This is a genomic window from Lentibacillus sp. JNUCC-1 (assembly GCF_009741735.1).
Lineage (GTDB): Bacteria > Bacillota > Bacilli > Bacillales > Amphibacillaceae > Lentibacillus_B.
In genome coordinates, this window is sequence record NZ_WHOH01000003.1 from 507,919 (window position 1) to 532,428 (window position 24,510).

Below are 24,510 nucleotides of genomic sequence, written 5' to 3' on the forward strand. Positions count from 1 at the left end.
ATTTATAATCGCCCAGCTTTTCTACATCATTGATTTAGTTAATAAAATAAGTAAAAATCAAAGGTGAGCCAAAGGGGAGGATGCTATTGAAGAAGATCGGGAAATTTTTCACGCACAGACAAACCTTCTGGATATTCGCTTTAACAGTGTTAAATTTGTGCTATGTATCGATTGAGATTTACAAGTCAAAATTCACGCAGCCGTTAATAGGCAAATCTCACATAACTGAAGCGGAGTTTTCCAAGTTTGAAACGTTGTCCAACTATGCATACTACTTTGAATCTGCTTTTCTGATCGTATCCATCGTTTGGACGTTGCTCATGTGCTCGAAAAAGTATCAGCTTTCATTTAAGAGTGGAATGATCGCTCAGTTTACCTTGCTGTTCGTTTGGTATGTTGTTAACAGCATATTGAGTGTGCTTTTTAAAGCGCCAATCGGAAACTTAACACAGCTCCTGTGGCTTCCTATAGTATTTGCTGTTGTAGGAGTGGTTTATTTCGTCTTATCCAATTTGATTTCTAAATTGAGACGTAACGATGCAATGCTGTAATGGTGATTGTTACTTTTAAACTACATAAAAGCCCAAAACAATTTCAACTTCTCAACAGGCTACTTCAAAGATTCTTAGTTTAGAAAAATCAGTCATGCTTATGATATAATAGAGAAAGAATATTTGAACGGAGAGATGATATGCATTGGCAAGAAGTAAACGTTTCCGAATGAATGGGTCGTTTTAGACGTGGTCAAAGCATACATCTAGAATAGGGTGACTAACATGGAGAATGATAAGGTGAACTATTGGTTAGATATGGGTGAATATGACCTGAATACGGCCAAGGCTATGCTTGATACCAAGAGATATTTGTATGTGGGATTCATGTGTCATCAAGTGATTGAAAAGATGTTAAAGGGCTCTTATGTTTCACAGAAGGAAGAAGTTCCACCTTACACGCACAATCTGGCATATTTAGCTGAGCTCACAGGGTTAACTGAAGAGTTTACTGAAGATCAACGTGCCTTCATAAGAGAGTTGCGTCCATTGAACATTGAGACGCGGTATCCAGAGAATAAAGAGAGAATTATGCAAGCCCTGGATAACGAAAAATGCTTGGAGATTTATTCAAAGACAAAGGAGTTGTCTGAATGGATACAAAAGAGGTTGAGAAGTTAGTTGAACAATATGCAGAGCAGGTCATTCAAGAATTTCCGGCAGAGTTAATTGTCTTATTTGGATCATATGCTAAAGGTTCTGCTCATAAACACAGTGATATTGATGTCGCTGTTGTGGTAAAACACATTGAAGGGGACTATCTTCAATCCATAACCCGACTTTTTCGTATTGGGGAGGATGTTCATGTCCTGATTGAACCCGTTCTAGTTGGAAAAGATGAATACAGAGGGGGCTTTTTGGAAGAAATTATAAAAACAGGCAAAGTGATCTATCGACGAGATCGTGCTTCTGCATAGTTTGAAGTCCTTACAAGATTATATCGGAAATTCTTAGCTGGATATCGGAAATTCAGAAGGATATATCGGCGAAAATTGGTCGTATATCGGAAATTTGGGAGCATATATCGGAGATTTCCAGTTTTCCACCCACAAAAAGAGGTGCAACATCCGCACCTCTTTTTAAAATGCACATCTAACCATTCATCCGTTCACACACACCAGCATTTAGTATCCGCTCGGCATTCTTAACTCGGCCTGTCGCGGGCGGTTCGATGCCTTCGAGGGGGTAGTCGTAGCCGAGTGCTTTCCATTTGTAGACGCCGAGCTGGTGGTAGGGCAGAACGTCGACTTTTTCCACGTTGTCGAGGGTCTGGATAAATGCACTAAGTTCCATTAGGTCTTCGTCTATATCAGATATGCCGGGGACGAGGACGTGTCTGATCCAGACGGGCACGTGTTTTTCAGCAAGATATTTGGCAAATTCCAGGATGTGTGAATTGGTCATGCCGGTCAGGGATTTATGTTTCTCTGCATTGATTTGTTTGATGTCCATTAGTACAAGGTCGGTCAATTCCATCAGTTCATCCAGCTGTTCGCGGAATGATGGGGAGTTTGAGAAGCATCCGCCGGCGGTGTCGATGGCGGTGTGGATGCCCCTTTTCTTAAGTTCTCTGAACAAGTAGATGACACTTTTAATTTGAAGGAGGGGCTCGCCACCGCTGATGGTGACGCCCCCGTTTGACGCCTTGAAAAAGGGCTTATACGTTTCAATATCCTTAATGATCTCATCCAAGTCAACGCGGCGTCCGTCCCCCATTTTCCAGGTGTCGGGGTTGTGGCAGAATTGGCATCTTAAAGGACAGCCTTGCATGAAGACGATATAACGCAGTCCTGGGCCGTCCAATGTACCACATGTTTCAACAGAGTGTATGCGAGCTTCCATGGTGAAAACCTCCTTCAAAATCACAGTGTCGTATTACCGGCTTTCGTGGAATGTCCGGTTGATGACGTCGATTTGCTGTTCGCGTGTCAGTTTTATAAAGTTAACGGCATATCCGCTTACCCGTATGGTCAGCTGCGGATATTCTTCCGGATGCTCCATGGCGTCAAGCAGGGTGTCACGGTCAAATACATTAATGTTAAGGTGATGGCCGCCCTGGTCTGTGTAGCCATCGAGCATGGCTGTCAAGTTGATTTGTTGTGTTTCACTGTCGCGTCCGAGTGCTTTTGGCACGATCGAGAAGGTGTTACTGATGCCGTCGAGTGCATCTCTGTAAGGCAATTTCCCGACTGATAAAAGAGATGCGAGTGCGCCTTTTTCATCACGGCCATGCATTGGGTTAGCGCCTGGTGCAAAAGGTTCGCCTGCTCGTCTGCCATCTGGTGTGTGGCCGGTTTTTTTGCCGTATACGACGTTTGATGTGATGGTCAGAATGGACTGGGTATGCTCAGCGTCGCGATACGTGTGGTGTTGCTTGATTTTATTCATAAACCGTGTGACGAGTTCTGAAGCGATGTCATCAACTCTGTCGTCGTTGTTGCCGTATGCGGGATAGTCGCCCTCTATTTCATAGTCAGTGGCCAGCCCTTCTGCGTCCCGAATCACTTTAACCTTGGCGTGTTTGATGGCGCTCAAAGAGTCTGCCACAACAGATAGTCCGGCGACACCACAGGCCATGGTTCTAAAAACATCTTTGTCATGGAGCGCCATTTCAAGGCGTTCATAGCTGTAACGGTCGTGCATATAGTGAATGACGTTCAAAGTGTTGACATACAGACCAGCGAGCCAGTCGAGCATGGTGTCGTATTTTTCCATGACTTCTTCAAAATCAAGTACATCGCTTGTAATCGGTGCATAAGCTGGGGCCACCTGGACATGGGATATTTCATCGACACCGCCATTGATCGCATAGAGCAATGCTTTCGCAAGGTTCGCGCGGGCACCGAAGAATTGCATTTGCTTGCCGATTGTCATGGCAGACACGCAGCAGGCAATGCCATAGTCGTCTCCATAGATGTCACGCATGAGATCGTCGTTTTCGTATTGGATGGAACTGGTTTCGATGGACATTTTCGCACAGAACCGTTTGAACCGCTCTGGCAGATTTTCAGACCAGAGAACAGTCAGGTTTGGCTCAGGCGCTGGCCCGAGATTTTTCAATGTGTGCAGAAAACGGAAAGAGTTCTTTGTCACAAGCGGTGTGCCGTCTAATGCGACACCGCCGATGGACTCGGTGACCCAAGTTGGATCCCCGCTGAAAAGTTCATTATAGTCAGGTGTGCGCGCGAACTTGACGAGTCGCAGTTTCATAACGAAATGGTCGACCAATTCTTGTGCGGTTTCTTCAGTCAAGCGGCCTTTAGCCAAGTCACGTTCAATATAAATATCGAGAAAAGTTGAGACACGGCCGAGACTCATTGCAGCGCCGTTTTGTTCTTTGATGGCAGCTAGGTAGCCAAAATAGAGCCACTGAAATGCTTCATGGGCGGTTGTAGCGGGTCGTGAAATATCAAAGCCATGTCCGGCTGCCATTTCTTTCAGTTCATGAAGGGCACGAATTTGTTCGGTTGTTTCTTCCCGGTCACGCATAACGTCATCGAACATCGCCCCATTAGCCCCGATTTCTGCGAGGTCCTGCTGTTTGGCTTCGATGAGGCGATCGACACCGTATAGCGCAACACGACGATAATCACCAATGATACGGCCGCGGCCATAAGCATCAGGCAAACCAGTGATGATCCCAGCTTTGCGGGCGCGTCTCATTTCAGGTGTGTAGGCATCAAAAACGCCTTGATTATGCGTTTTACGAAAATGGGTAAAAGTATCTTGCACATCTTGGTCAACCTTGTAGCCATAGGATTCGCAAGCCGCAACAGCCATGCGAATGCCGCCAAACGGCTGCAGGGAACGTTTGAAAGGGACGTCAGTCTGCAAACCGACGATGCGTTCTTTAGCCTTGTCAATATAGCCGGGCGCATGGGATGTAATGGTGGATACAATAGAGGTATCCATATCCAGGACCCCCCGTTCTCGCGCTCTTGTTTCGACAGTTCCATTATTTCTTTCCAAAGGTCTGTTGTGTCATTTGTAGGTCCTGCCAGAAAAGCGTCATCACCCATATACGGGGTAAAGTTCTTGTTGATAAAATCGCGTACATTGACTTCTTTTTCCCAAAGGCCGCTTTTAAAACCATTCCATGGCTGAGTGTGCATAGCGAAAACCCCCTAAATAGTTTGTGAAGTGTTGAACAATATCACTGTACTAATCATAACATACTTTTTGACTGGTACACCCTTAAATTGTTAAGAATTTATGTCGGTATGAAGCATCGTAAAGAGGGAAAAAACTGGAATGGCAGAGGGCTTACTTGATATGATGGTTGAAAGAACGGAGGGACAAACAGATATGGGGCTTGTAACAGTAGATTTTGATGGAACGTTGTTTAAAGGAAATTCATTTAAGGTCATGTTCCAGGTAGCTAAAGCGGATTTTTCTATAAAAGAGTGGTCTGTCGTTGGTCTGGGACTGCTTAAAGCAGGGGCTAAAGGGTTAACAGGCGGGAAGGAAGCTTTTAAACACGGATTTTTCAAGGCTTTTGCCCGTTCGTTTAAAGGAAAAACAGAGGGGGAACTGACGGATTTCTTCAATCAGCTTGTTGTCGTTGGCAAACCCAATGTGAATCATGAACTTGTCAGCCGGGTTCGGGAACATCAGAATAACGGGGACACGGTCATTGTTTTATCCGGAGCTTTACGCCCATTTCTTTATGCGTTTATTGAGTCGCTGCAACTGGACGTGCATGTTATTGGAACGGAACTTCAAGTTAACTCTGATGGCGTATGTACAGGAGAAATTGGAGAGATTGTGAACGGGCAGGTGAAAGTGGACAAGGTGCAGCAGTGGTTAAAAGAAAACCATCCTGCACAACAAGGAGATGTGCAGGATACATGGGCATATGCAGATAGCTTAAGTGATGTGGAACTGTTGGAATTTGTCAAACACCCTATCGTGGTGAATCCAAGTGATGATATGGTGAAAATGGCTCAAGAAAAAAACTGGCCTATTTTTTCTCAGCCAGATCAAGCGGCGAATTCACTATAACAGCCAAGTGAAACTGTACTAGTTTCGCGCTTGGCTTCTCGGCTTGATTTTCTCAGCCATAGACTCAGTCAATTTACGCGTTTGCTTCGGGACAAACGATTTTAGGACACTGTTAATCACCGGGGCACGCATCCCTTTTGCTTTAATATCCAGATAACCAGTCATTCTTGTTTTGTCTTTGTCGGCCGTCTCAGCTAGAAAAGAGCCTTCGCCCGTGAATTTTTCATTCAGACCAGTTAAATCAAATTCAATTAAGGATGGCTCCTGCCATGTTTTGATGTGGACTTTCAATTTGATTTTTTTGCGGGCGATGCCAATATCACCGAAAAACGCCCACTTTGATTCTTTGTCATTGAGAATTTCATGTTCGACATACCCTGGCATCAAGGGAGCCCATTTATCAATATCACTTACAAAGTTCCAAACATCGTCAACCGGTACATTTAAGACCTCAGCATGTGTTCCACTCGGCATATTCAATTCCTCCTCATTGTAAATGTATATCAAATGCAGGCAGCTTCTATACCTGAAAAATACACAATCCTGTTCATTCTTTTTCCCTTAAAGCCTGTTTAGAAACATGTTTTTCAATAGAATTTCCCTATTTTCGAGATATAAATGGTAAAATAAACCTAAATCAATGAGAAGAAACAGAGGTGAAACCATGGACGTAAAAAAAGAAGCCATTGGCATTGCGGCTACGCTTTTACTGCTGATTCCACTCGGAGTAGGCGGTTTTTGGATTTTTAAAAGCCTGACATCCGCACCAGTCAGTTCCGTGACGACTGATGACGCACAGATCCGTGCAGTAGCACTGCATCATGAGCACTTATCTTATTTACATATGAAACCTGATGCAGGGGAAAACTTTTATCAAACCAAAGAAGCGATGGAACTGGCGGAAATAGAAGATGAGATTGCAGCGGAAGAGGACATGCTGTCGGACGATTCGGATGTTGAAGAGGTCACAGAGCAGAAGACTTATGAGACAACAGAACGTACAGAGACGACACAGCCCTCCTATTCATCTGGTTCAAGCACAAGCAAAAAACCAGTCAATAAGACCGGAAATCAAAACTCAGGTGTATCTGTGGAAACTGGAGGAAGCAACAACCAGAAAGTCGAGTCAGACAAACCTCAAAAAGAAAAGCCTGACAAAGATAAACAAGATCCTAAGCCACCTAAAAAAGAGGAAGACCAACAGGATCCACCTGATGCGGACAAACCTGAAAAGCCAAAACCAAAGCCAGAGAAGCCACCAAAAGAGGATCCGCCATCAGAGGAACAGCCTAAAGATCCTAAGCCTGAGAACCCGGGCGAGGGTGAAGGTAATGACAATTCCAATGGCAACGATAATGCCAACAACAATGCTTCATGAAAGCATATGACATGATTTCCGTTTTTTACAAGGGCTAAGACGATCCGTTTGGGTAAAAGCTAAGCAAGAACAGATGGGAATCTGTTTGCTTTTCAATAACCCAAGGAGTGATCAGTCATGGGCGACAACAGAAACAGACGTAATGATTTGTTGGTGCCAGGTGCAGACAATGCCGTCGACAAAATGAAGACGGAAATCGCAAACGAGTTCAACGTTGAGCTCGGAGCCGATACAACTGCACGAGAGAACGGATCAGTGGGCGGCGAAATGGTCAAACGCATGATCAAAATCGCTGAGGAAAGCATGAACAATAGAAAATAATTGAAGTACATGGAGGGTCTCGTTTTTGAGGCCCTTTTTTTGAATGGGGAAAAACCCCCGCCCAGTCTGCACATCCACATCATTTCCTTACCGTACTAATGAGCGGGGAAGCCCATTCCTTCAGGTGTGGGATGAGAGCGAATATATTAAAACATGAACTTAAAAGGTCTAAACAATTAAAGTAAAAATAGAACTTATGTTCCCTTTGTGATATAATATATATGAGGAGGTGAAATGGTGCCAACAATTTCTCTGAAAGTAGAATTGCTAAAGCCGACAATAGAAAAACAAAATGTGTATCAAACAATGACACAAACAAACACGGATTTCGCTAATTGGCTTTTGACTTATGACGATCTGAACAAAGCGACATCCAAAGTTTTCAAGCTGTTCTCATCCAACAAACAACTGCCCTCAGCAGTTGTTAATCAAACGATTCGGGACGTGAAAAGTCAAAAGAGACACCAAAAAGTGAAAAAATATAAAAGACTTTGGTGTGCTTTCAATAACCAAAACGCCAAAATAGAATATGATAGGCTTTATAAAATCAGCTTCCCGACACTTGAAAAACGTATCGGCGTGCCTTTGGTCGTCCGACCGTTTCAGCAAAAATGGCTCGATAAGATTTTAAACGGTGAAGCCAAACAAGGTACGGTTGACCTTTTTAAAAAGAGAGGACGCTGGTTTGTGACAATTGCCATTTCCTATGACGTAGAAAAAACGACCAATGAGAAGGTATTGGGTATTGACCTTGGGTTGAAAAACATCGCCACATGCAGTGTCGGCACGAAAAGTTTATTTTTTAAAGGCAATCAAATAGCCTTCAAAAGAAGAAGATTTTCTTCAAGAAGACGTAAGCTGGGCAAGCTGAAAAAACTTCAAGCTATCAAAAAGTCAAAAGATAAAGAGTCGCTTTGGATGAGAGAAATGAATCATACTATATCCCGTCGAATCATACGCTTTGCCAGGTCCAACGGTGTTGGACTGATCAGAATGGAAGATTTGACAGGTATTCGCATGGCTAAATCAAAAAAAGAGGCAGGCAGAAACCTGAACAATTGGAGTTTCCATCAGCTTCAGACATTCATTCAGTATAAAGCAGAAATGGCAGGCATCACGGTTGAATATGTCGTGCCAAATTATACATCGCAAACATGTAAATGCGGAAATTGTGACAAGAAAAACCGCAATGGTTTGAGGTTCAAATGTAAAAAGTGCAGCTATAAAAACCACGCGGATTTAAATGCAAGCATCAATATCGCAAAAGCCCTGTCAGGCATCTCCAAACATAAACAAGTTATATAACTCGTGTACCGGTAACAGGTATACCGCCAATTGCGGTACAATTCATAACGCAGTTGGACGGGGCCATGGCAGCCCCCTTAACTTGAGGCTAGTTCAAAACCGAAAGGGACTGCGAACGTCTTAGCACTCGAGAATCCCACTGCTTTAGCTGTGGGAGTGTCAAAGCCAATATAATTCACTTCAAAAATCCGCCGCGTTTCTATATAGTTGTTGTAAGACATATACATGAAACCAAACGGCATCAATTAGATGGACAGGGGGAGACGCATGAAACCGATTATTGGAATTACGACGTCAATGGAACTGGATGAAGCGTATTACAAAATTGCCAACGCAAACGTAAAAGCCATTTCTGAAACCGGGGGCATTCCCGTGATCTTACCGCATTACTTAAAGGAAGCAGACATCGAGGAAATGGCTAACAGACTTGATGGGCTGTATTTAACCGGGGATATGACATTGACCCGACGTTGTTTGGAGAAGAGCCGCATCCGAATCTCGGGACGATTATTCCTTCTCGTGATGCTTTTGAAATGGCGATGATCAAACGGATGCTTGATCTGGATAAGCCGGTTCTGGCTGTCTGCCGTGGGATTCAAATTCTGAACATAGCGATGGACGGGGATATGTATCAGGATATTTATACGCAAATCGACCGCAGCCTATTGCAACACAGTCAAAATGCCCCACTTGGTCACGGTTCCCATTTTGTTGAGGTAACTGCAGATAGTTTACTTCATCGATTGACTGGTATGGACACACTCAGAGTGAACAGCCGGCACCATCAGGCGAACAGACGGGTGAAAGCACCATTGAAAACAAGTGGCCTGGCAAGTGATATGATCATTGAAGCAGTCGAGTCAGAAGCCCACCGCTTTGTGCTCGGTTTGCAGTGGCATCCGGAGAATATGCTCACATCAGGTGACGAAGCTTCTCGCCAGATTTATAATGGATTTATAGAAGCCTGCAAAAGTCAATCTTAAAAACATAAAGGAGAATCTGTTTTATGATCATCGATACACATTGTGATGCACTGCTGAAATTACAATTGGCAAAACGAGGCGCAGCATACGGTCAAGACCTGCTTGACTTCAAAAACGCACCTGAACTGGATACGAGTCTGGCCCGACTTAAAGAAGGCGGTGTAAAAGTCCAGTTCTTTGCCATCTTTATCGAACCGGATGTGCCATCAGAAGAAAAATGGCAACACGCGCTTGAACAAATTGATCTTTTTTATACAGAGATCATTGATAAGAATCCCGAAATGGTACATATTCGCAAATGGGAGGATCTTTCGTCACTAGAGGATGGGCAAATTGGTGCTGTCCTGACCCTGGAAGGCGCAGATGCGTTCGGCAACGATCTCGTGAAACTGCGGCACTTGTACAGACTTGGTGTGTTGTCGATCGGCATGACCTGGAACAACGCCAATCTGTGTGCTGATGGAGCGGGTGAACCACGTGGCGGCGGTCTGACACTGCTTGGTAAAGAAGTCGTTAAACTCAACAATGAACACCGCGTATGGACCGATGTTGCACACAGCACCGTTCAAGGGTTCTGGGATATACTGAAACACGCGGACTATCCGTTTGCCAGCCACTCCAACGCCCGCGCCATCTGTGACCATCGCCGCAATCTGTACGATGATCAAGCTAAAGCCATGTTCGAAAAAGGCGGTCTCATTCATGTCGTCTTCAATCCGCCTTTTATTAACGCAGACCGTGACGAAGCATCGATTACTGACCTCATCCGCCACATCGATCATTTTTGCAGCCTCGGCGGGGAACATCACATCGGTTTTGGATCTGACTTTGATGGCATTTCATCATTCGTAAAAGGGCTTGAAAATGCAGGGCAATATCCGAACCTCATCAACGAACTGCAAAAGCATTACAGTGAAACACAAGTAAAGAATTTTGCTTACCAGAATTTTATGGACCATTTGCCCAGTTAGGGGGAAACGAATGGATAGGGAATACAACGATTTGATAGGAGATATTTTAGAAGCATCTGGTGAAAAAGATAACTATAGTGGTGAGGGAAAAGGAAAACCAATCCCTAAAACCTACTTAAAAAGAGATCTCTTCCAAAACTTCCAAGAAAAGGCAAAGGACGCAGGCTTTTTGCCGCCTTGGTTAGAGATGCAAAAAGAAATAAGCGCACTAATACATGCTGCTGAAACTGAAAATGATGTTAAGTTGGTCAATAAAAAGATTAAAAAATATAATACAACATGTCCTCCACCTATGCAGAAACCACCCATCACGCTACAAAGTTTGGAGAGGGCTAAAGAAGTTTGGTGAAAAAGACAACAGCACGCATTGCTGCGATCAGTAACGCGTGCTGTTTCTTATTTAAAAATACTGTCTGGCAAGTTCTGCTATGGCCTCGGGTTTTTTGTAGGACAGTGGTTCATGATGCAAGGCCTGGAAGAAATTGATGTCGCTTGTGCCGATGTTTCCGAGATTCAAGCGCGGAATCAGTCTGGCATATGCCGGTGACCCGTCATGGTGAAATGTCAATGACAGGTTAAAGCTTGCCATACCTTGCTCAGTTAAGCAGGCGAATATTTGCGTCAACCCTGTTGCGAAGTGTTCCCAGTCCGTTTCGGTGACATCTTCAATATTTGAACGGTTTCTGAAGACGGCCAGATAATCATTATGACTTTTCGGTGCAAAAGCATGCATCCAAGCAACCTCACCATGCTCGCCAATCCAGCGTTCTTTTTCACTGAACTCATGCTTATAAAGATATTCAAAGTAATGCTCTCCATAGCGATCATGGAAGGATTGATTATGATGGGCGATCAACTGTTGTTCATTTGTTGCAGTTTCAGAGACAATGACATGCAGGTGCGGATGCAAGATGCTGCCACCTGAAAAAGGCAGGTAGTTCCAATTAATAGAAACGAACGATTCATGGTGGTCCTGAGCCAGTACACTTTTGACATACGTTTGAGCGGCAACAAAGGCGTTCTTGATTTGTTCAACCGAAAAATCTTCCAGTCTGAGAAAATGCTCTCTCGTCATCACAACAACACCATTATGCTTGCTGTACGGAAATAGATTGGGAGCGACAATCGCTTCTCCTTGTGAAATTCGCCCGTCTTCCGCAACTTCTTCTGGGAATGTAGGCGTCATTTTATAGACGTTTTCCGGACAGAATGGACAGTTTTTACCGCTTGTTTGCTGAACAGCTTCTGTGTAATCCGGTATATGAAATGCCATTCCGGGATCAAACACAATCCGCGAGGTCTCGCCTGTTAATGGGTCAAACCGAATTTCCGTGGGCCGTTCAATCTGCTCGCCTTCACCTGTGAAAAACACACTCGTTTCTTCTTTCTTCTGAAAAAAATGCCGCAAAGTCATCACTCCTTAACTATCATTATATTGTTAATTATAAATGAACAGTCAACGTTTGATAAGGAAATTGAGCCGCTGATAGATGGATCAGAAAAATATCGTCATTTTTGAAATAATCGCAAACGCTCTCATCATTCTGTATAGTAGTAGTTAAGAGTTAGAAAAAGAAGGAGGCTTTTACATCTTATGAACGTAGCAGAGATTATTATCTTAATTGGTGCCCTCTTAGTAGCGGGGATCGTTTTGGGCGCCCTGGGGATATTTACATTTTTATATATGACAGACCGGAAACAGAAGCAGCATCCTGTCCTGCGTAATTACCCCGTTCTTGGGCGAGTTCGCTACTTTTTTGAAAAGATCGGACCTGAATTTCGTCAATACTTATTTAACGATGATCATCAAGGAAAACCATTTTCGCGTTTGGAGTATCAGCATATTGTTAAAAAGGCCAAGTACAAACGTGATGTGCTGGGTTTTGGATCAGAAAGGGACTTCCAGGAGCCAGGCTATTATATCCGGAACTCATTGTTTCCAAAATTAACCGAAGAACTTGCTTTCGACCGAGAAATCAAGTCCAAAACAGAACGGTATCTTTTAATCAATGACCCATTGTTTACTCAACGTGAAGAATTTATGGAACCGGATGAATCACCTGCTTATCTGCTGAATGAAGCAGATTCGATTGTGATTGGTGAACAAACAGCGGCACAGCCTTTTAAAGTTAAGGGCCAGATTGGCATGTCTGCAATGAGTTATGGTTCACTTGGAAGCAAGGCTTTGACAGCTCTTTCAGAAGGTCTTGGTATGGCGAAGGGGACTTGGATGAACACAGGAGAAGGCGGCTTATCAGAATATCATCTCAAAGGTGGCCAGGACATCATTATGCAGATTGGTCCGGGCAAATTTGGCGTTCGCGATCTTGCCGGCCATTTTGATTGGGATGAATTGCTGGAAAAAAGTAAACTTCCTGAAGTAAAAGCTTTTGAACTGAAGCTCGGACAAGGGGCCAAAACACGAGGGGACATATTGACGGTGAAAAAGTAACTGAAGAAATTGCCCGTATCCGCAGAGTGGAACCCTTTAAATCAATTGACAGCCCCAACCGTTTTGAAGAATACAGTGATTTACCTTCTCTGTTTAAATTTATGAATCAGATTCGTGAGCACACAGGAAAACCTGTTGGCATGAAAGTGGTGATCGGCAGTCATTTTGAGGCCGATGAACTGGCTGAAGGATTAAAAACACATCATGGCGGTCCCGATTTCATAACGATTGACGGTGGTGAAGGAGGAACAGGAGCATCCTATCAGGAACTGGCAGATGCAGTTGGCCTGCCGATCCACTCCGCACTGCCGCTTGTTGATCATGCCTTGCGAAAACATGGTGTGCGCGACCGCGTGAAACTGATCGCCTCCGGAAAGTTGTATTCACCAGACAGAGTAGCAGTTGCACTTGGTATGGGAGCTGATCTGGTTAATATTGCAAGAGGGTTTATGATTACAGTCGGCTGTATTCAAACACTGAAATGTCATTCCAATACGTGTCCGGTCGGGGTGGCCACAACAGATCCTGAACTGGAAAAAGCACTCGTCATCGATGAAAAGAAACACCGCACAGCCAATTACGTTATTACAATGAGAAAAGGCCTCTTCCGCCTCGCAGCAGCTGCGGGAATTGATTCACCAACTAAATTTGAAGCAAAACATATTGTCTATAAAGATGAAAAAGGAAAAACCTGGTCCCTATCAGATATTTACGACTCGATCGTACAAACTGGAAACACCGAAGCACGAGAAGCTTAAAGGAAAGCATCCAGTCTTATAAAAAAGCAGATGAACCAACAAATACGTGAAAGTTCATTTTAGAGGGTCGAAACGTCTGGCATAAGACGTTTCGACCTTTCCATTTATTATTAAGTAAAAATCATCATTTCTTTCCTATGAATCTTGTTCCAACTCTTTCCCGTACATCCCCTTGCCTATCATAACAAGACACAATTTCCGTAGACTGCGACATAAGTGAGGATGTTATAAGTGCCTCGCCCCACCGATCTCCGGGAAAACACTGCGCTTTCCATGGGCGCTGATGAGCCTCCTCGTGCTCCGCACTCCGGGGTCTCATCGAGGCTTTTGCTCCCATAGGAGTCTCCGTGTTTTCCCGGAGATCGGTGAGAGTATGTATTATACTTTTTTAACTGAGCACGTAACTTGGTGTTATGATGATTCAATCAAAATGAATTGCACACAAAGTTAAGGGTTTTAGTACAGAACCGTCCAAGCTTCCGAATAAGATGAGGGTGATTGGAGAGAAGGACAGTCGACTCCTGCGGGAATAGCATGAGTCCGAAGACCCCACAGTGAGCGGTACATTAGGGAGGGTCGACTAAGAGCGTCCTTTGCGGACAACGTCGACATACCCCTTGCCGGGGCAAGGAGGCTGAGGCCGTGCCCGCGGAAAGCGACTTCTCGCAGCGGAAATCACGACGCTCTAACAAACATATATGGTTCAATTTGGATATATCGGAAATTATGCATGTGATATCGGAAATTCTGAGGTTATATCGGAATTTTTGAAGTGTATATCGGCGTTTTTAACTCATATATCGGAAAATCACATGAAATTGCCATATAAGTCGTAACTTAAAACTTCCCTGAGAACTTTTATGTAGGTTTATAAAGTTTTCACTGGTTCGCAGTTTGTGTCTACTGTTCGTTAAAAGTTTTAACTGCAAACAGCTTTTTTGAAAAGACACCCATTCCTACTTATGCATATTTCAACCTAAACGGAATAAAGTGAAATATGTCCCTTTGATGATGTTTAAGTTTGGGACTTAAGTGGTACGCGGTATGTAGGGTGGTTTTTCTAATTTACTAAATTCGGGGAACCATTTAAATTTTGGGGAGGGATTTATTGTGGAGCATACGCTCGATGGCTGGACGTTTTTCTGGTTTTTCATTCCGATGCCATTGTTACTCATCTGGGCGATTATCACGTATTACACCGATCGGAGTGATAAATCGTGAATTTAGAACCGGTGCACGTCACATTTATCATTTATTTACTTATCATGATCGGAATAGGATTAGCGACATTTCGCATGACACATACACTTTCGGACTATGTTTTAGGTGGCCGGCGACTAGGAAGCTGGGTAACGGCTTTCTCAGCCACTGCAAGTGATTTCAGTGGTTGGCTGCTCATTGGCTTGCCGGGTGCCGCATACGCCTCAGGGATGGGGCAATCCAGTTTGTGGCTTGCGCTCGGACTTGCGATAGGGGCTGTGATCAACTGGACATATGTGGCCAAACGGCTGCGTCTCTATACCAAATATGCCGGTGATTCGATCACTTTGCCACAGTTTCTTGAAAATAGATTCAGAGATAAATCGCATTTGTTACGGGTTGTGTCAGCAGCTTTCATATTGGCTTTCTTTCTGTTTTACACAGCATCTGGCCTTGTGGCGGGAGCCAAGTTGTTTCAGGGTACATTTGATGCAAGTTATCATACGGCCCTCATTGTCGGCGGGCTCATAATCGTATCATATACGTTTCTTGGCGGATTTCTCGCTGTCAGTGTTACGGATTTAATTCAAGGATTATTGATGTCAGCAGCCTTAGCATTTACAGCCATCTATGGATTGGTGGAAATGGGTGGCTTCGCTGAATTGTTTAATGCGCTTGGTTCTATTACACCAAGTCTGATCGATGCCTTTGCCGCCACAGATTATAATCAGCCTGAAGGGATTTTATGGACAGCTGCCGGCTCCATCGGCGCTGTTGGTATTATTTCTTCCTTGGCTTGGGGACTTGGTTATTTTGGTCAGCCTCATATTTTAGCACGTTTTATGGCGATTCGTTCCCATAAGGAAATACGTAAAGCAAGACTGATCAGTGTTGCTTTAGGCCTTGTGGTCCCTTTATATGGTGCGTTGATTGTCGGGATGCTTGGGATTGTGACATTTGAACAGCCACTTGCAGACCAAGAACAAGTTTTTATTCAACTCGTTCAAATTGTTTACCATCCCTGGATAGCAGGTATTTTGCTGGCAGCAGTTCTTGCAGCAATCATGAGTACAGTTGACTCACAGCTGCTCGTGTCTTCAAGTGCCCTCTCAGAGGATTTTTACCGAAGATATTTCCGGAAAAATGCCAGTGATAAAGAACTTGTCTGGATTGGACGCTTTTCAGTATTGCTCATTGCCTTGATCGCCCTTGCGATTGCATGGAATGAATCAAGTTCGGTGCTCGATCTTGTATCATATGCTTGGGCTGGATTTGGTGCTACATTTGGACCGCCACTCCTATTTTCCTTATTCTGGCGGCGTACAACACGAAACGGTGCCCTAGTTGGTTTAATTGTCGGTGGTTTAACCATTTTCCTATGGCCATTAACCGGATCGGAATTGTATGAAATGGTGCCAGGCTTTATTCTGGGAAGCATAGCAATTATTCTGGTAAGTTTAATTGGCGGCAAACCATCACAAGAAATGCTGGATGAATTTGATGAAGTGGCAAAAGTCGATTAAAACGTAATGTGAATATGTTTAAGGTGGCATGAAACAATGACAAATATATTATATGGTAATACACCCTGTTTTCTTGATGGAAAAAAAGTATCTTTGAATGATGAAAGTATAGCAGACCGTGATGTGCTTGTTTACGGCGTGCCTTGGGAAGGGGCGGTAACATGGGGCGATTATACAGGTTGCGAACTGGGCCCCAAAGTCATCCGTCTGAATTCGGCCCGATATTCCGGATATTTGCCGGAACTGGACCATCTAGATGTGCTTGAACATTATCAGATTGGTGATCTGGGTGACGTGGATGTTGTTCCGGCCAATACCATAGAGACGATGGATCGCATTGAACAATTTGCAAGCAATGTCTGGAAAACCGGCAAATTTCCGGTTGCTTTCGGTGGAGATCACGGGATCACCTATCCGATTATGGAGGCACTTAGCAAAAATGTGGATGGGAAAGTCGGCATCATTCATTTGGATGCGCATTATGACAACCATCCAGATTATGAAGGGGATTTATACGCGAGAAGTACGCCTTTCCATCGGATGTACGAAAGTGATGGCATTCGTAATGAAAGCATTGTTCATATGGGAATTCATGGCCCTCGTAATAAACCAGAGACTGGAAAATATGCACAGTCTGTCGGGGCAACAACCATATCGATTCGTGATGTGCGGCGTTCAAAAGATCTTGCAGCGCTTGCCAAGCAGGCTTACAGTATCGCCAGCAAAGGAACAGAGGCCGTGTACCTCAGCATTTGCAGCGATGTGCTTGATTTTGCCTTCAATCCGGGTGGACCGGTTGATGGCAATGGCTTGACATCGTATGAATTATTGGAGCTCGTTTATGAGTTTTCCAAATTGGGCATCTGTGGAATGGATTATGTGGAGGTTTATCCGCAGCAGGATACGAATGACAATTCATCCCATTTTGTCACATATGCGGTTCTGTATGCATTGGCAGGACGCATTTGGCACGAACAGCATGGTCATCAGCATCAGCACGAAACAGCCTGGACTTGAAGTAGGATAGAGACCACTGGATTCTCCGTGTTTCCCCTTCGCTGGAACGAAAATCCGAACACCTTACTTAGTTTTGTATAGGTGTTCGGATTTTTTTACTTTCTTTGGCTTCAGTTATTATTATAAAGCAAATAAATTTTCATCTATCATGTTGATCGTGTTACTATAGTTAGAGTGTGAATGACGAGAAACTCAACAGGAGGGACCGATGACGATGGACCAGTCAACGAAACCGATTCACGTTTATAGAGGGAAATATATTGAAAGTGCGCATGATGTACATATTGCAGTTGTTTCTGCAAAAGGGGACTTGCTCGCTTATTATGGGGATCCAGTCCGTCAGACATTTGCCCGCTCATCGATGAAACCGTTTCAAGCTTTGCCGGTCGTTGAAACAGGAGCAATGGAAGCTTATAATCTGACTGAACGAGAGCTGTCTTTATTTTGTGCCAGCCATATCGGGGAACCGTACCATAGGGAGTCGGTTATGGAGGTGCTTGGCAAGATCAATCTGCCGGAGGACAAGCTGCAGTGCGGCACTCACATTCCGAAAGATACCGAGAGCTACAAGCGTCTGGTTCAATCAGGAGGCGAGCTGACGCCTGTGTACAGCAATTGTTCCGGAAAGCACTCTGGCATGCTGGCAGGTGTCGCACAGCAAGGCATGGATGTGGACACCTATCATGAACTGTCTCACCCGTATCAGCAGCAAATCATAGATGGCATTGCAAATGTCAGTGGCTATGAGCGAGAAAAAATCATGACCTCTGTCGATGGGTGCGGCCTGCCTGTTCACAGAATGCCGCTTTATTACAACGCGCTCATGTTCGCGCGGCTCGCTGCTCCCGACAAGTGGACAGATGGAACCAGCGAGCGCCAATCTGCGTTGGGGCGTATCCGTGATGCTATGACAAGTTATCCGGAAATGGTCGCCGGCACGGATCAATTTGATACGGATTTGATGAAGGCATATGAAGGTCGGATTGTGGCAAAAGGAGGCGCAGAGGCCGTGCATTGCTTTGGTGACCGGGAAACCGGGATCGGAGTCGCTCTGAAAATCTCTGACGGCAATCCGCGCGCCACAACGGCTGCTTCGATGGAAGTTCTGCAGCAACTCGGCATTGGTAATGAAAAGATTTTTGCAGATCTTGACGATTATCATTATGTGCCAGTCAAAAATATGCGCAAAGAAAAAATCGGCGAAGTTAAACCGGTCTTTAAATTGAATCGGATTTAAACGATATTCCGGCACTATCGGAGTGAGCGCACGGTCTTGCAGCTTAAAGATTCGCTGGGAATTATCATTTTTCCGATATCTCATGTTAAATCGCCGATATATGGGCTGAAATTTCCGATATACGACTTGGAATTTCCGATATCCGCAACATAATTTCCGATATAAATCAAATGAAGGTTTCAGACCACTCTATAAAAATAACTCCCCTGCCACCCATGGATGATTTCCAGGTGGCAGGGGAGATTTTTTAAGGGGTTAATTCTATATCAGTTTGTTCTTCCCTGGTGCTCGTATCGATATTGTCTGCTTCGTCAAATAGAAAGGAAACTTCAGTTTCGTTCATTGGGTGAGCAGACCAATCGCTGAGCAAGTATGCCACTTCATAAAGCGGGAGGCTGTAACCGATAGAATCATCATCAATATTTTCAGCGGAATTAATAGCAAAGATTTGACCGTGTGTCTCTGAAATTAAAGGCCCGCCGCTGCTGCCTTCCGAAATATCAGCATTCATTTCATAGAGATTGGTATATTGATAGGAACCAATCGAAAAGTTTATGTAGTCATCTAGGATGGTGCCGGTCGAAACCGCTTCATGGTCATTGGGACTGCCGAGTGCGATCACACTGTCACCAAGCGGCAAATGATCCGTTGTGTTAACTGGAAAAGGCGTATGGCCAATGAGTTCAGGCACCCTGATCAGAGCAATGTCCGTCTCAGAAGAATATCCAATGACTGTGCCAGGATACTCATTTCCATCGTGTGATTTGATCAGTGCGCTGGTATTGCCTTCTACAACATGAGCATTTGTAACAATGTCGCCTTTGGTGTTGTACAGAAACCCGGAGCCCTGGTTGGAACCGGTATAGATTGTATAAACAGTCGCTTGCGCTGAAGTGATCATTTGCTCGCGGGTAAGAGTTGGCGGATCTGATCGGTCGTCAAGTTCTTGTTGCACGGCAAAATTGAAGGTATCAGTATCTTCTTCAATTGACGGTGAAAATGATTCTTTTAGACCGTGGCTTGTTTGCACAAGGCTGGTGCCGGCAAAGAATAATATGCCAAATCCAAACAGCGCCAGCATAAAACTGGCGATCATTGCTGAAATGGAGATAATTAAGCCCGTGTGACGCTTTTTCAAGGCCCCACACTGGGCACAGAAGTCTGCCTGAGGACTCAAATGGTACCCACAATACTTACACGTCATAAACGACCAATCCTCTGTAGAGTGATACTATAATTATAGCATGTGGCCTCTATTCGTGGTAGACTGTGAGACGTGAAAAATGCTAAGGCTTTAGACTCAATTTTTTATTATTCGATGACTTTCAGCATCTGCAAACCATGTCTGATACCTGAATCGGTAACGGTTGCGGTACGATGTGTGCAATACTGGAAAAGTTCCGGATGGGCATTCCCCATGGCAAACCCCGCACCGACACTTTGCAGCATCTCTTTATCATTCATGCCGTCTCCAAAGGCAATCGCTGCTTCTTTCGGAATATCCAGCTCTTTAAGGATTTTATTGATCGCCTGCCCTTTGTTCACTTCTTTTCTGAGAATGTCGTAACTGTCCGAAATTCCGTTTACAGTGACAGGTGCAAGACGCAGCGAAGGGTCTTGCTGTTCATAATGAAGTGGATTTTCTGTACGCATCAACGTCGCCCCAAGGACATCATTGATCCTGGATGGGTCCCACTTGGCATTATGCTTCAGTTGAAAGGTATCGATGAAGTTTTGTGCCGACGGGTGTGCCGGATCGGTGAAATAGTTTGCCCCGTTCGTATACATGATCAATTCATCATCAAAAGCTTCCGCTGTTTCCAGTATTTGTGTCATTTTATTGCTTTCAATCGGTTCATTAACCAGCGTTTCTCCTTCATACACAGCATACGCGCCGTTATAGCCGATAAAGGCATCCACGTCAAGTTCTTCCGCCAATCCGGCGATCTCGTGAATTGGCCGTCCTGTCGCCAAAAAGACGTGGAGTCCTTTAGCTTTTACCTCAGCAATTGCCGCTTTTGTTTCAGGTGTATATGTATGATCTGGTTTTAGAATCGTGCCATCAATATCAAGAAATACAATTTGGTATGTCATGGTCTGAGCTCCTTTATGTGTAGCATCCATAATGATTTTAGCATAAATCCGGTTTTGAGTCAGAAGATAGATGGGAGGCTTTTTTTAAAAGAAGGACATTTTACAGTGGATAGGGAAATATACTATAATGAATATTCGCCATATTTAATGGTGCCAATAACTGGAGAGGGAGATGAACATGGAATTTGGAATTTGGTCTTTACTTCCGCCGCTAATTGCCATTGTTCTAGCATTATTTACCCGAAATGTAATTCCAGCGCTTTTTGCTGGGGTGTGGGTTGGGGCCACAATGATGAGTGGGGGAAACCCATTCGTTGGATTATACGCAACGTTCAGCGATGTGATCCTGCCAAATCTGGGGGATGAATGGAATGCGACTGTTCTTGCTTATTGTGGTCTGTTTGGTGTATTGGTTGTATTTTTACAGAAAACAGGCGGGGCTACAGCAATCGCTGAAGCCATCTCCAAAAAAGTAAAGACGCCAAGAGCCGCTCAAGGCACTACGATGCTGTTCGGGATTATTATCTTTTTTGAGGATTATTTTAACGCTTTGACTGTTGGCAGTGTCATGCGGTCGGTAACAGATAAGATGCGTGTCTCCAGGGAAAAATTGGCTTATATTGTAGATTCAACTTCTGCACCTATGTGTCTGCTTGCACCCGTCTCGACCTGGGTTGTATTTGTAATGGGACTGATTGGTGCGCAGTTTGTTGCACTTGGAATGGACGGGTCTGAATACTTGACTTATATCGCTACAATTCCATTTAATTTCTATTCTATACTTGCTATTTTGCTCGTTGGGTTGGTAATTTGGAGAAAGTGGGATTTCGGTCCAATGGCTAAAGCCGAACACAGAGCACGTACAACTGGCAAGCTTATCCGAGATGGCGCTGAGCCGCCGACAGATGATCAGATGTCAGATGTTGAAATGATTGAAGGCCATACGCCGAAAAAGCGCAATATGATTGTGCCAATTGTTGTATTGCTCGCATTGATTCCGCCATTGTTTTTATGGACAGGTGGTTATCCAGAGAACGACATTGTCACAGCTGTCGGAGAGTCAGATGGCGCTATATCGATATTAATTGCAGCATTTGTTGCTGGAATTGTTGGGCTGTTTATGGGTATCGGACAAAAGCTGTTTTCTTTTAAAGAAGCGATGAGCTTATACGTCAGCGGGTTCCGCAGTATGATGATCGTCTACATTATTCTTGTGCTTGCATGGTCAATCGGAACCGTGACACAGGAGCTTGGAACAGCAGCTTATATTGTTGAATTTGTTCAGCGAACCACTGCTCCTGGCATCATTCCAGTATTATTGTTCCTGTTTGGAGCTGTGATTGCTTTTACCACAGGAACGTCTTACGGAACATTTGCCATCCTAGTGCCGATTGCGATGCCAATCGCGGCTTCACTGGACGGTGTATCGATGTCCTTGGCCATTGCGGCTGTTCTGAGTGGCGGGATATTCGGAGACCATTGTTCACCGATCTCTGATACGACCATCTTGTCCTCGGCTGGTTCTGCCAGTGACCATATTGACCACGTCAACACACAGATTCCTTATGCAATTACAGCAGGGATCAGTGGTGTGCTGGCGTTTTTTGCAGCCGGAATGACAGGTTCAAGCATCGCAGGCATTGTTGCAGGCGTTGTGTCGCTGGTCGTCTTCGCCTATGTCTTGCACCGGATATGGGGGATGGATGTACCTGAGGAACGCGTGGCTTAATCAGTTCAGTGGAGAACTGATCTAGGAAAATTTTAAATTAAAAGATCCGAACAAGATTCATGCTCAAATGAATCTGTTCGGATTTTTTTAATGGGAAATGACTGTGTGGCCAATTCAATGATCCTCCTGCTGCTGTTTAAGGAGAGCATTAATGCGGGCACGGTATGGGTCTTGTGGGATATGCGCTGTGACATGGCCGTACACTTTGGTCTGGCAACTGAGCCGCATTCCGCTGCTGATATTGGCATCACCCAGTTTGTAATGTTCTTTATGATTCGGCTCGGAAATTTGGCTTTGGTCAGCGATATTCACCTTGCATGTCGTGCAAGAGGCCCGTCCGCCACATTTATGACGAAGTGGCACATGGCCTTGCCGAGCGGCTCTTAATATCGTATGTCCTTCTTTAATATGGATTGTATAGGTGCGATCGTTTTCTCCAATGAAAATAACGTGTGCCATTTAATCCCTCATTTCTACCTCAAGATAAGCGTATCATAAGTATCGTGAAAGAAAAACCCGCTCTCTATATATGAGAGCGGGTTTTTAGATATGAACTGTGATCACGCTTGTTCTGGTGTATGTTTTGCCTCAGACGTATCGACAACAACACTTGCTGATGCGTCACCGATGACGTTGACGGACGTTCGCATCATATCGAGGATCCGGTCGATTCCAGCAATAAGAGCGAGCCCTTCCAGCGGCAGGCCGATCGCTGTCATGACCATAGTCAGCATGATCAAACCAGCACCGGGTACGCCAGCCGTTCCAATCGAAGCAAGCGTTCCAATCAATACGACCGTTGCCAACTGGGCAATGGTCAGGTCATGGCCAAAATACTGGGCGATAAAGACGACCGCAAGCCCCTGATAAATCGCTGTTCCATCCATGTTAATCGTCGCCCCCAGCGGCAAGACAAAGCTGCTCGTTTCCTTGGATACGTTTAAATTATCCTGAGCGCATGTCATTGTCACAGGAAGGGTGCCCGAACTGCTGCTGGTCGTAAAAGCCACTGTCGCTGCTGGAAAAATTCCTTTTAAGAACGTGATGGGATTTGTTTTCCCAAGCGTTTTGACGGTTAGCGAGTACACGATAAGGACATGTAGCAAGCACGCAATCAGCATAGCAATAATCAGCTTAATCAGCGGCATCAGCACAGAAGCACCGTATTTGCCGACAATCGGTGCAAGCAAACCGAATACCCCGATCGGCACAACGGTCATAACCATTCCAGTGACCTTATACATCACTTCTGCAAAACCATCAAAGAACTGCTGAACCGGCCTTGCTCTTTCCCCGACAAGTGTAATGGCAATTCCGATGAAGATTGCGAAGAAAATAATCTGCAAAATGTTTCCTGTCGCCAGTGATTCAAGCGGATTGGTCGGAATAATATTTAAGATGGTTTGGACAACGCCTTCCGTTTCATTTGGCGCCACCTGTTCGCCATCCAATGTCACCCCAGTATCTACCCCAGGAGAAAAAACATACCCCGCCAATAGCCCGATCGAGATCGCAACAAGGCTGGTTGCCAGATAGTAGGTGATGGTTTTACCCCCGAGACGCCCCAGCTTTTTAACGTCACGGGTACTTGTGACACCGACAATAAGGGTTGAAAGAATCAGTGGCACAATAATAAATTTGATCAGTCTCAGAAACAAGTCCCCAAGCGGCGCGACAATCTCAATGCGTTCACCGAATATCAAACCGAAAATAATAGCAAGAACAAATGCCCCGACGATCTGCCACACAAGATGTTTCTTCATCAAATCCCCCTTTCAAATATAGAAGGGAGGCAGGCTATTCCACGGAAAAACAGCGCTTACATTTTTCGGACCAGCAAACCTCCCCCTTAAAAATGTATATGCTAGGGTTTTCCGGAAAATTATAAAAGACGAGAGGAACAACAAAGAAGCACGTGAGCGCTCCAAATAAAGTGATGAGCGCAACAAAAAAGCATGCGAGCGCTCTAATTAAAGTGACGAGCGCAACG

The 24,510-nt window shown here is 44.6% G+C and carries 20 protein-coding genes and 3 pseudogenes; 15 read left to right on the forward strand and 8 right to left on the reverse strand.

Features of this window, described 5'->3' with window-relative positions:
• Nucleotides 1-86: 86 nt before the first annotated feature.
• The 3 genes from JNUCC1_RS13070 (at nucleotide 87) to JNUCC1_RS13080 (ending at nucleotide 1,468) form a co-directional block, all read left to right on the forward strand.
• The gene (locus tag JNUCC1_RS13070) at nucleotides 87-551 is read left to right on the forward strand and encodes a hypothetical protein (RefSeq protein WP_156645896.1); all 465 of its coding nucleotides are present in this window, start codon (nucleotides 87-89) and stop codon (nucleotides 549-551) included.
• Nucleotides 552-791: 240 nt separating this feature from the next.
• The gene (locus JNUCC1_RS13075) at nucleotides 792-1,172 is read left to right on the forward strand and encodes a HEPN domain-containing protein (protein ID WP_197431741.1); all 381 of its coding nucleotides are present in this window, start codon (nucleotides 792-794) and stop codon (nucleotides 1,170-1,172) included.
• The gene (locus JNUCC1_RS13080) at nucleotides 1,145-1,468 is read left to right on the forward strand and encodes a nucleotidyltransferase domain-containing protein (protein ID WP_156645898.1); all 324 of its coding nucleotides are present in this window, start codon (nucleotides 1,145-1,147) and stop codon (nucleotides 1,466-1,468) included. Before JNUCC1_RS13075 ends, JNUCC1_RS13080 begins: the two co-directional genes overlap by 28 nt.
• A gap of 175 nt (nucleotides 1,469-1,643) precedes the next feature.
• Here the strand turns inward: JNUCC1_RS13080 and pflA are convergent, their stop codons facing one another.
• A complete protein-coding gene (gene pflA / locus JNUCC1_RS13085; RefSeq protein WP_156645899.1) occupies nucleotides 1,644-2,393 on the reverse strand; it encodes a pyruvate formate-lyase-activating protein in 750 nt (249 codons plus the stop codon).
• A gap of 33 nt (nucleotides 2,394-2,426) precedes the next feature.
• A pseudogene (gene pflB / locus JNUCC1_RS13090) lies at nucleotides 2,427-4,663 on the reverse strand (formate C-acetyltransferase).
• A gap of 139 nt (nucleotides 4,664-4,802) precedes the next feature.
• On the opposite strand from pflB, the gene JNUCC1_RS13095 reads away from it, so the two are divergent.
• Nucleotides 4,803-5,552, forward strand: a complete 750-nt coding sequence (locus tag JNUCC1_RS13095) for an HAD family hydrolase (RefSeq protein WP_231784215.1) — start codon at nucleotides 4,803-4,805, stop codon at nucleotides 5,550-5,552.
• Nucleotides 5,553-5,570: 18 nt separating this feature from the next.
• Here JNUCC1_RS13095 and JNUCC1_RS13100 read toward each other — a convergent pair whose 3' ends face one another.
• Nucleotides 5,571-6,026, reverse strand: a complete 456-nt coding sequence (locus JNUCC1_RS13100) for a CoxG family protein (RefSeq protein ID WP_156645900.1) — start codon at nucleotides 6,024-6,026, stop codon at nucleotides 5,571-5,573.
• Between the two features lie 190 nt (nucleotides 6,027-6,216).
• Between JNUCC1_RS13100 and JNUCC1_RS13105 the strand changes: the two genes are divergently transcribed.
• From JNUCC1_RS13105 to JNUCC1_RS13130, 6 genes and pseudogenes are all read left to right on the forward strand, one after another.
• Complete coding sequence (locus JNUCC1_RS13105; protein WP_156645901.1) at nucleotides 6,217-6,930, forward strand: hypothetical protein; 714 nt, start codon at nucleotides 6,217-6,219, stop codon at nucleotides 6,928-6,930.
• Nucleotides 6,931-7,047: 117 nt separating this feature from the next.
• The gene (locus tag JNUCC1_RS13110; protein WP_156645902.1) at nucleotides 7,048-7,251 is read left to right on the forward strand and encodes an alpha/beta-type small acid-soluble spore protein; all 204 of its coding nucleotides are present in this window, start codon (nucleotides 7,048-7,050) and stop codon (nucleotides 7,249-7,251) included.
• A 237-nt stretch (nucleotides 7,252-7,488) separates the two neighbouring features.
• Complete coding sequence (locus tag JNUCC1_RS13115) at nucleotides 7,489-8,556, forward strand: RNA-guided endonuclease InsQ/TnpB family protein (RefSeq protein ID WP_331713889.1); 1,068 nt, start codon at nucleotides 7,489-7,491, stop codon at nucleotides 8,554-8,556.
• A gap of 297 nt (nucleotides 8,557-8,853) precedes the next feature.
• Nucleotides 8,854-9,539, forward strand: a pseudogene (locus tag JNUCC1_RS13120) (gamma-glutamyl-gamma-aminobutyrate hydrolase family protein).
• Nucleotides 9,540-9,562: 23 nt separating this feature from the next.
• On the forward strand, nucleotides 9,563-10,510 hold the full coding sequence (locus tag JNUCC1_RS13125; protein ID WP_156645904.1) for a dipeptidase: 948 nt from the start codon (nucleotides 9,563-9,565) through the stop codon (nucleotides 10,508-10,510).
• Nucleotides 10,511-10,520: 10 nt separating this feature from the next.
• A complete protein-coding gene (locus JNUCC1_RS13130; RefSeq protein ID WP_156645905.1) occupies nucleotides 10,521-10,859 on the forward strand; it encodes a DnaJ family domain-containing protein in 339 nt (112 codons plus the stop codon).
• Nucleotides 10,860-10,910: 51 nt separating this feature from the next.
• Here the strand turns inward: JNUCC1_RS13130 and JNUCC1_RS13135 are convergent, their stop codons facing one another.
• Nucleotides 10,911-11,918, reverse strand: coding sequence for a hypothetical protein (locus JNUCC1_RS13135; protein WP_442915477.1), 1,008 nt, complete (start codon nucleotides 11,916-11,918; stop codon nucleotides 10,911-10,913).
• Between the two features lie 186 nt (nucleotides 11,919-12,104).
• On the opposite strand from JNUCC1_RS13135, the pseudogene JNUCC1_RS13140 reads away from it, so the two are divergent.
• The 4 genes and pseudogenes from JNUCC1_RS13140 (at nucleotide 12,105) to JNUCC1_RS13155 (ending at nucleotide 18,697) form a co-directional block, all read left to right on the forward strand.
• A pseudogene (locus tag JNUCC1_RS13140) lies at nucleotides 12,105-13,720 on the forward strand (FMN-binding glutamate synthase family protein).
• A 1,217-nt stretch (nucleotides 13,721-14,937) separates the two neighbouring features.
• On the forward strand, nucleotides 14,938-16,443 hold the full coding sequence (gene putP, locus JNUCC1_RS13145; protein ID WP_331713779.1) for a sodium/proline symporter PutP: 1,506 nt from the start codon (nucleotides 14,938-14,940) through the stop codon (nucleotides 16,441-16,443).
• 36 nt (nucleotides 16,444-16,479) lie between these two features.
• Nucleotides 16,480-17,460, forward strand: a complete 981-nt coding sequence (locus tag JNUCC1_RS13150; protein WP_156645907.1) for an agmatinase family protein — start codon at nucleotides 16,480-16,482, stop codon at nucleotides 17,458-17,460.
• Between the two features lie 214 nt (nucleotides 17,461-17,674).
• A complete protein-coding gene (locus tag JNUCC1_RS13155) occupies nucleotides 17,675-18,697 on the forward strand; it encodes an asparaginase (protein WP_156647119.1) in 1,023 nt (340 codons plus the stop codon).
• Between the two features lie 247 nt (nucleotides 18,698-18,944).
• Here JNUCC1_RS13155 and JNUCC1_RS13160 read toward each other — a convergent pair whose 3' ends face one another.
• Both JNUCC1_RS13160 and JNUCC1_RS13165 read right to left on the reverse strand, forming a co-directional pair.
• Nucleotides 18,945-19,835 (reverse strand): S1C family serine protease, encoded by an 891-nt coding sequence (locus JNUCC1_RS13160; protein WP_197431742.1) that lies wholly within the window; start codon nucleotides 19,833-19,835, stop codon nucleotides 18,945-18,947.
• 173 nt (nucleotides 19,836-20,008) lie between these two features.
• A complete protein-coding gene (locus tag JNUCC1_RS13165; RefSeq protein ID WP_156645909.1) occupies nucleotides 20,009-20,791 on the reverse strand; it encodes an HAD family hydrolase in 783 nt (260 codons plus the stop codon).
• A gap of 178 nt (nucleotides 20,792-20,969) precedes the next feature.
• On the opposite strand from JNUCC1_RS13165, the gene JNUCC1_RS13170 reads away from it, so the two are divergent.
• Entirely contained in the window at nucleotides 20,970-22,520 is a 1,551-nt protein-coding gene (locus JNUCC1_RS13170) for a Na+/H+ antiporter NhaC family protein (RefSeq protein ID WP_156645910.1), read from the forward strand.
• Nucleotides 22,521-22,634: 114 nt separating this feature from the next.
• Here JNUCC1_RS13170 and JNUCC1_RS13175 read toward each other — a convergent pair whose 3' ends face one another.
• Nucleotides 22,635-22,979: a 2Fe-2S iron-sulfur cluster-binding protein gene (locus JNUCC1_RS13175; RefSeq protein ID WP_156645911.1), complete on the reverse strand. Its 345-nt coding sequence runs from the start codon at nucleotides 22,977-22,979 to the stop codon at nucleotides 22,635-22,637.
• A gap of 101 nt (nucleotides 22,980-23,080) precedes the next feature.
• On the reverse strand, nucleotides 23,081-24,283 hold the full coding sequence (locus tag JNUCC1_RS13180; RefSeq protein WP_156645912.1) for a dicarboxylate/amino acid:cation symporter: 1,203 nt from the start codon (nucleotides 24,281-24,283) through the stop codon (nucleotides 23,081-23,083).
• Nucleotides 24,284-24,510 lie beyond the last annotated feature (227 nt).

Bases quoted from the DNA above. Each gene is read 5' to 3' on its own strand.
- JNUCC1_RS13080 (WP_156645898.1), top strand. From the start codon at position 1,145: ATGGATACAAAAGAGGTTGAGAAGTTAGTTGAACAATATGCAGAGCAG.
- pflA (WP_156645899.1), bottom strand. From the start codon at position 2,393: ATGGAAGCTCGCATACACTCTGTTGAAACATGTGGTACATTGGACGGC.
- JNUCC1_RS13095 (WP_231784215.1), top strand. From the start codon at position 4,803: ATGGCAGAGGGCTTACTTGATATGATGGTTGAAAGAACGGAGGGACAA.
- JNUCC1_RS13100 (WP_156645900.1), bottom strand. From the start codon at position 6,026: ATGCCGAGTGGAACACATGCTGAGGTCTTAAATGTACCGGTTGACGAT.
- JNUCC1_RS13105 (WP_156645901.1), top strand. From the start codon at position 6,217: ATGGACGTAAAAAAAGAAGCCATTGGCATTGCGGCTACGCTTTTACTG.
- JNUCC1_RS13110 (WP_156645902.1), top strand. From the start codon at position 7,048: ATGGGCGACAACAGAAACAGACGTAATGATTTGTTGGTGCCAGGTGCA.
- JNUCC1_RS13125 (WP_156645904.1), top strand. From the start codon at position 9,563: ATGATCATCGATACACATTGTGATGCACTGCTGAAATTACAATTGGCA.
- JNUCC1_RS13130 (WP_156645905.1), top strand. From the start codon at position 10,521: ATGGATAGGGAATACAACGATTTGATAGGAGATATTTTAGAAGCATCT.
- JNUCC1_RS13150 (WP_156645907.1), top strand. From the start codon at position 16,480: ATGACAAATATATTATATGGTAATACACCCTGTTTTCTTGATGGAAAA.
- JNUCC1_RS13155 (WP_156647119.1), top strand. From the start codon at position 17,675: ATGGACCAGTCAACGAAACCGATTCACGTTTATAGAGGGAAATATATT.
- JNUCC1_RS13165 (WP_156645909.1), bottom strand. From the start codon at position 20,791: ATGACATACCAAATTGTATTTCTTGATATTGATGGCACGATTCTAAAA.
- JNUCC1_RS13170 (WP_156645910.1), top strand. From the start codon at position 20,970: ATGGAATTTGGAATTTGGTCTTTACTTCCGCCGCTAATTGCCATTGTT.
- JNUCC1_RS13175 (WP_156645911.1), bottom strand. From the start codon at position 22,979: ATGGCACACGTTATTTTCATTGGAGAAAACGATCGCACCTATACAATC.
- JNUCC1_RS13180 (WP_156645912.1), bottom strand. From the start codon at position 24,283: ATGAAGAAACATCTTGTGTGGCAGATCGTCGGGGCATTTGTTCTTGCT.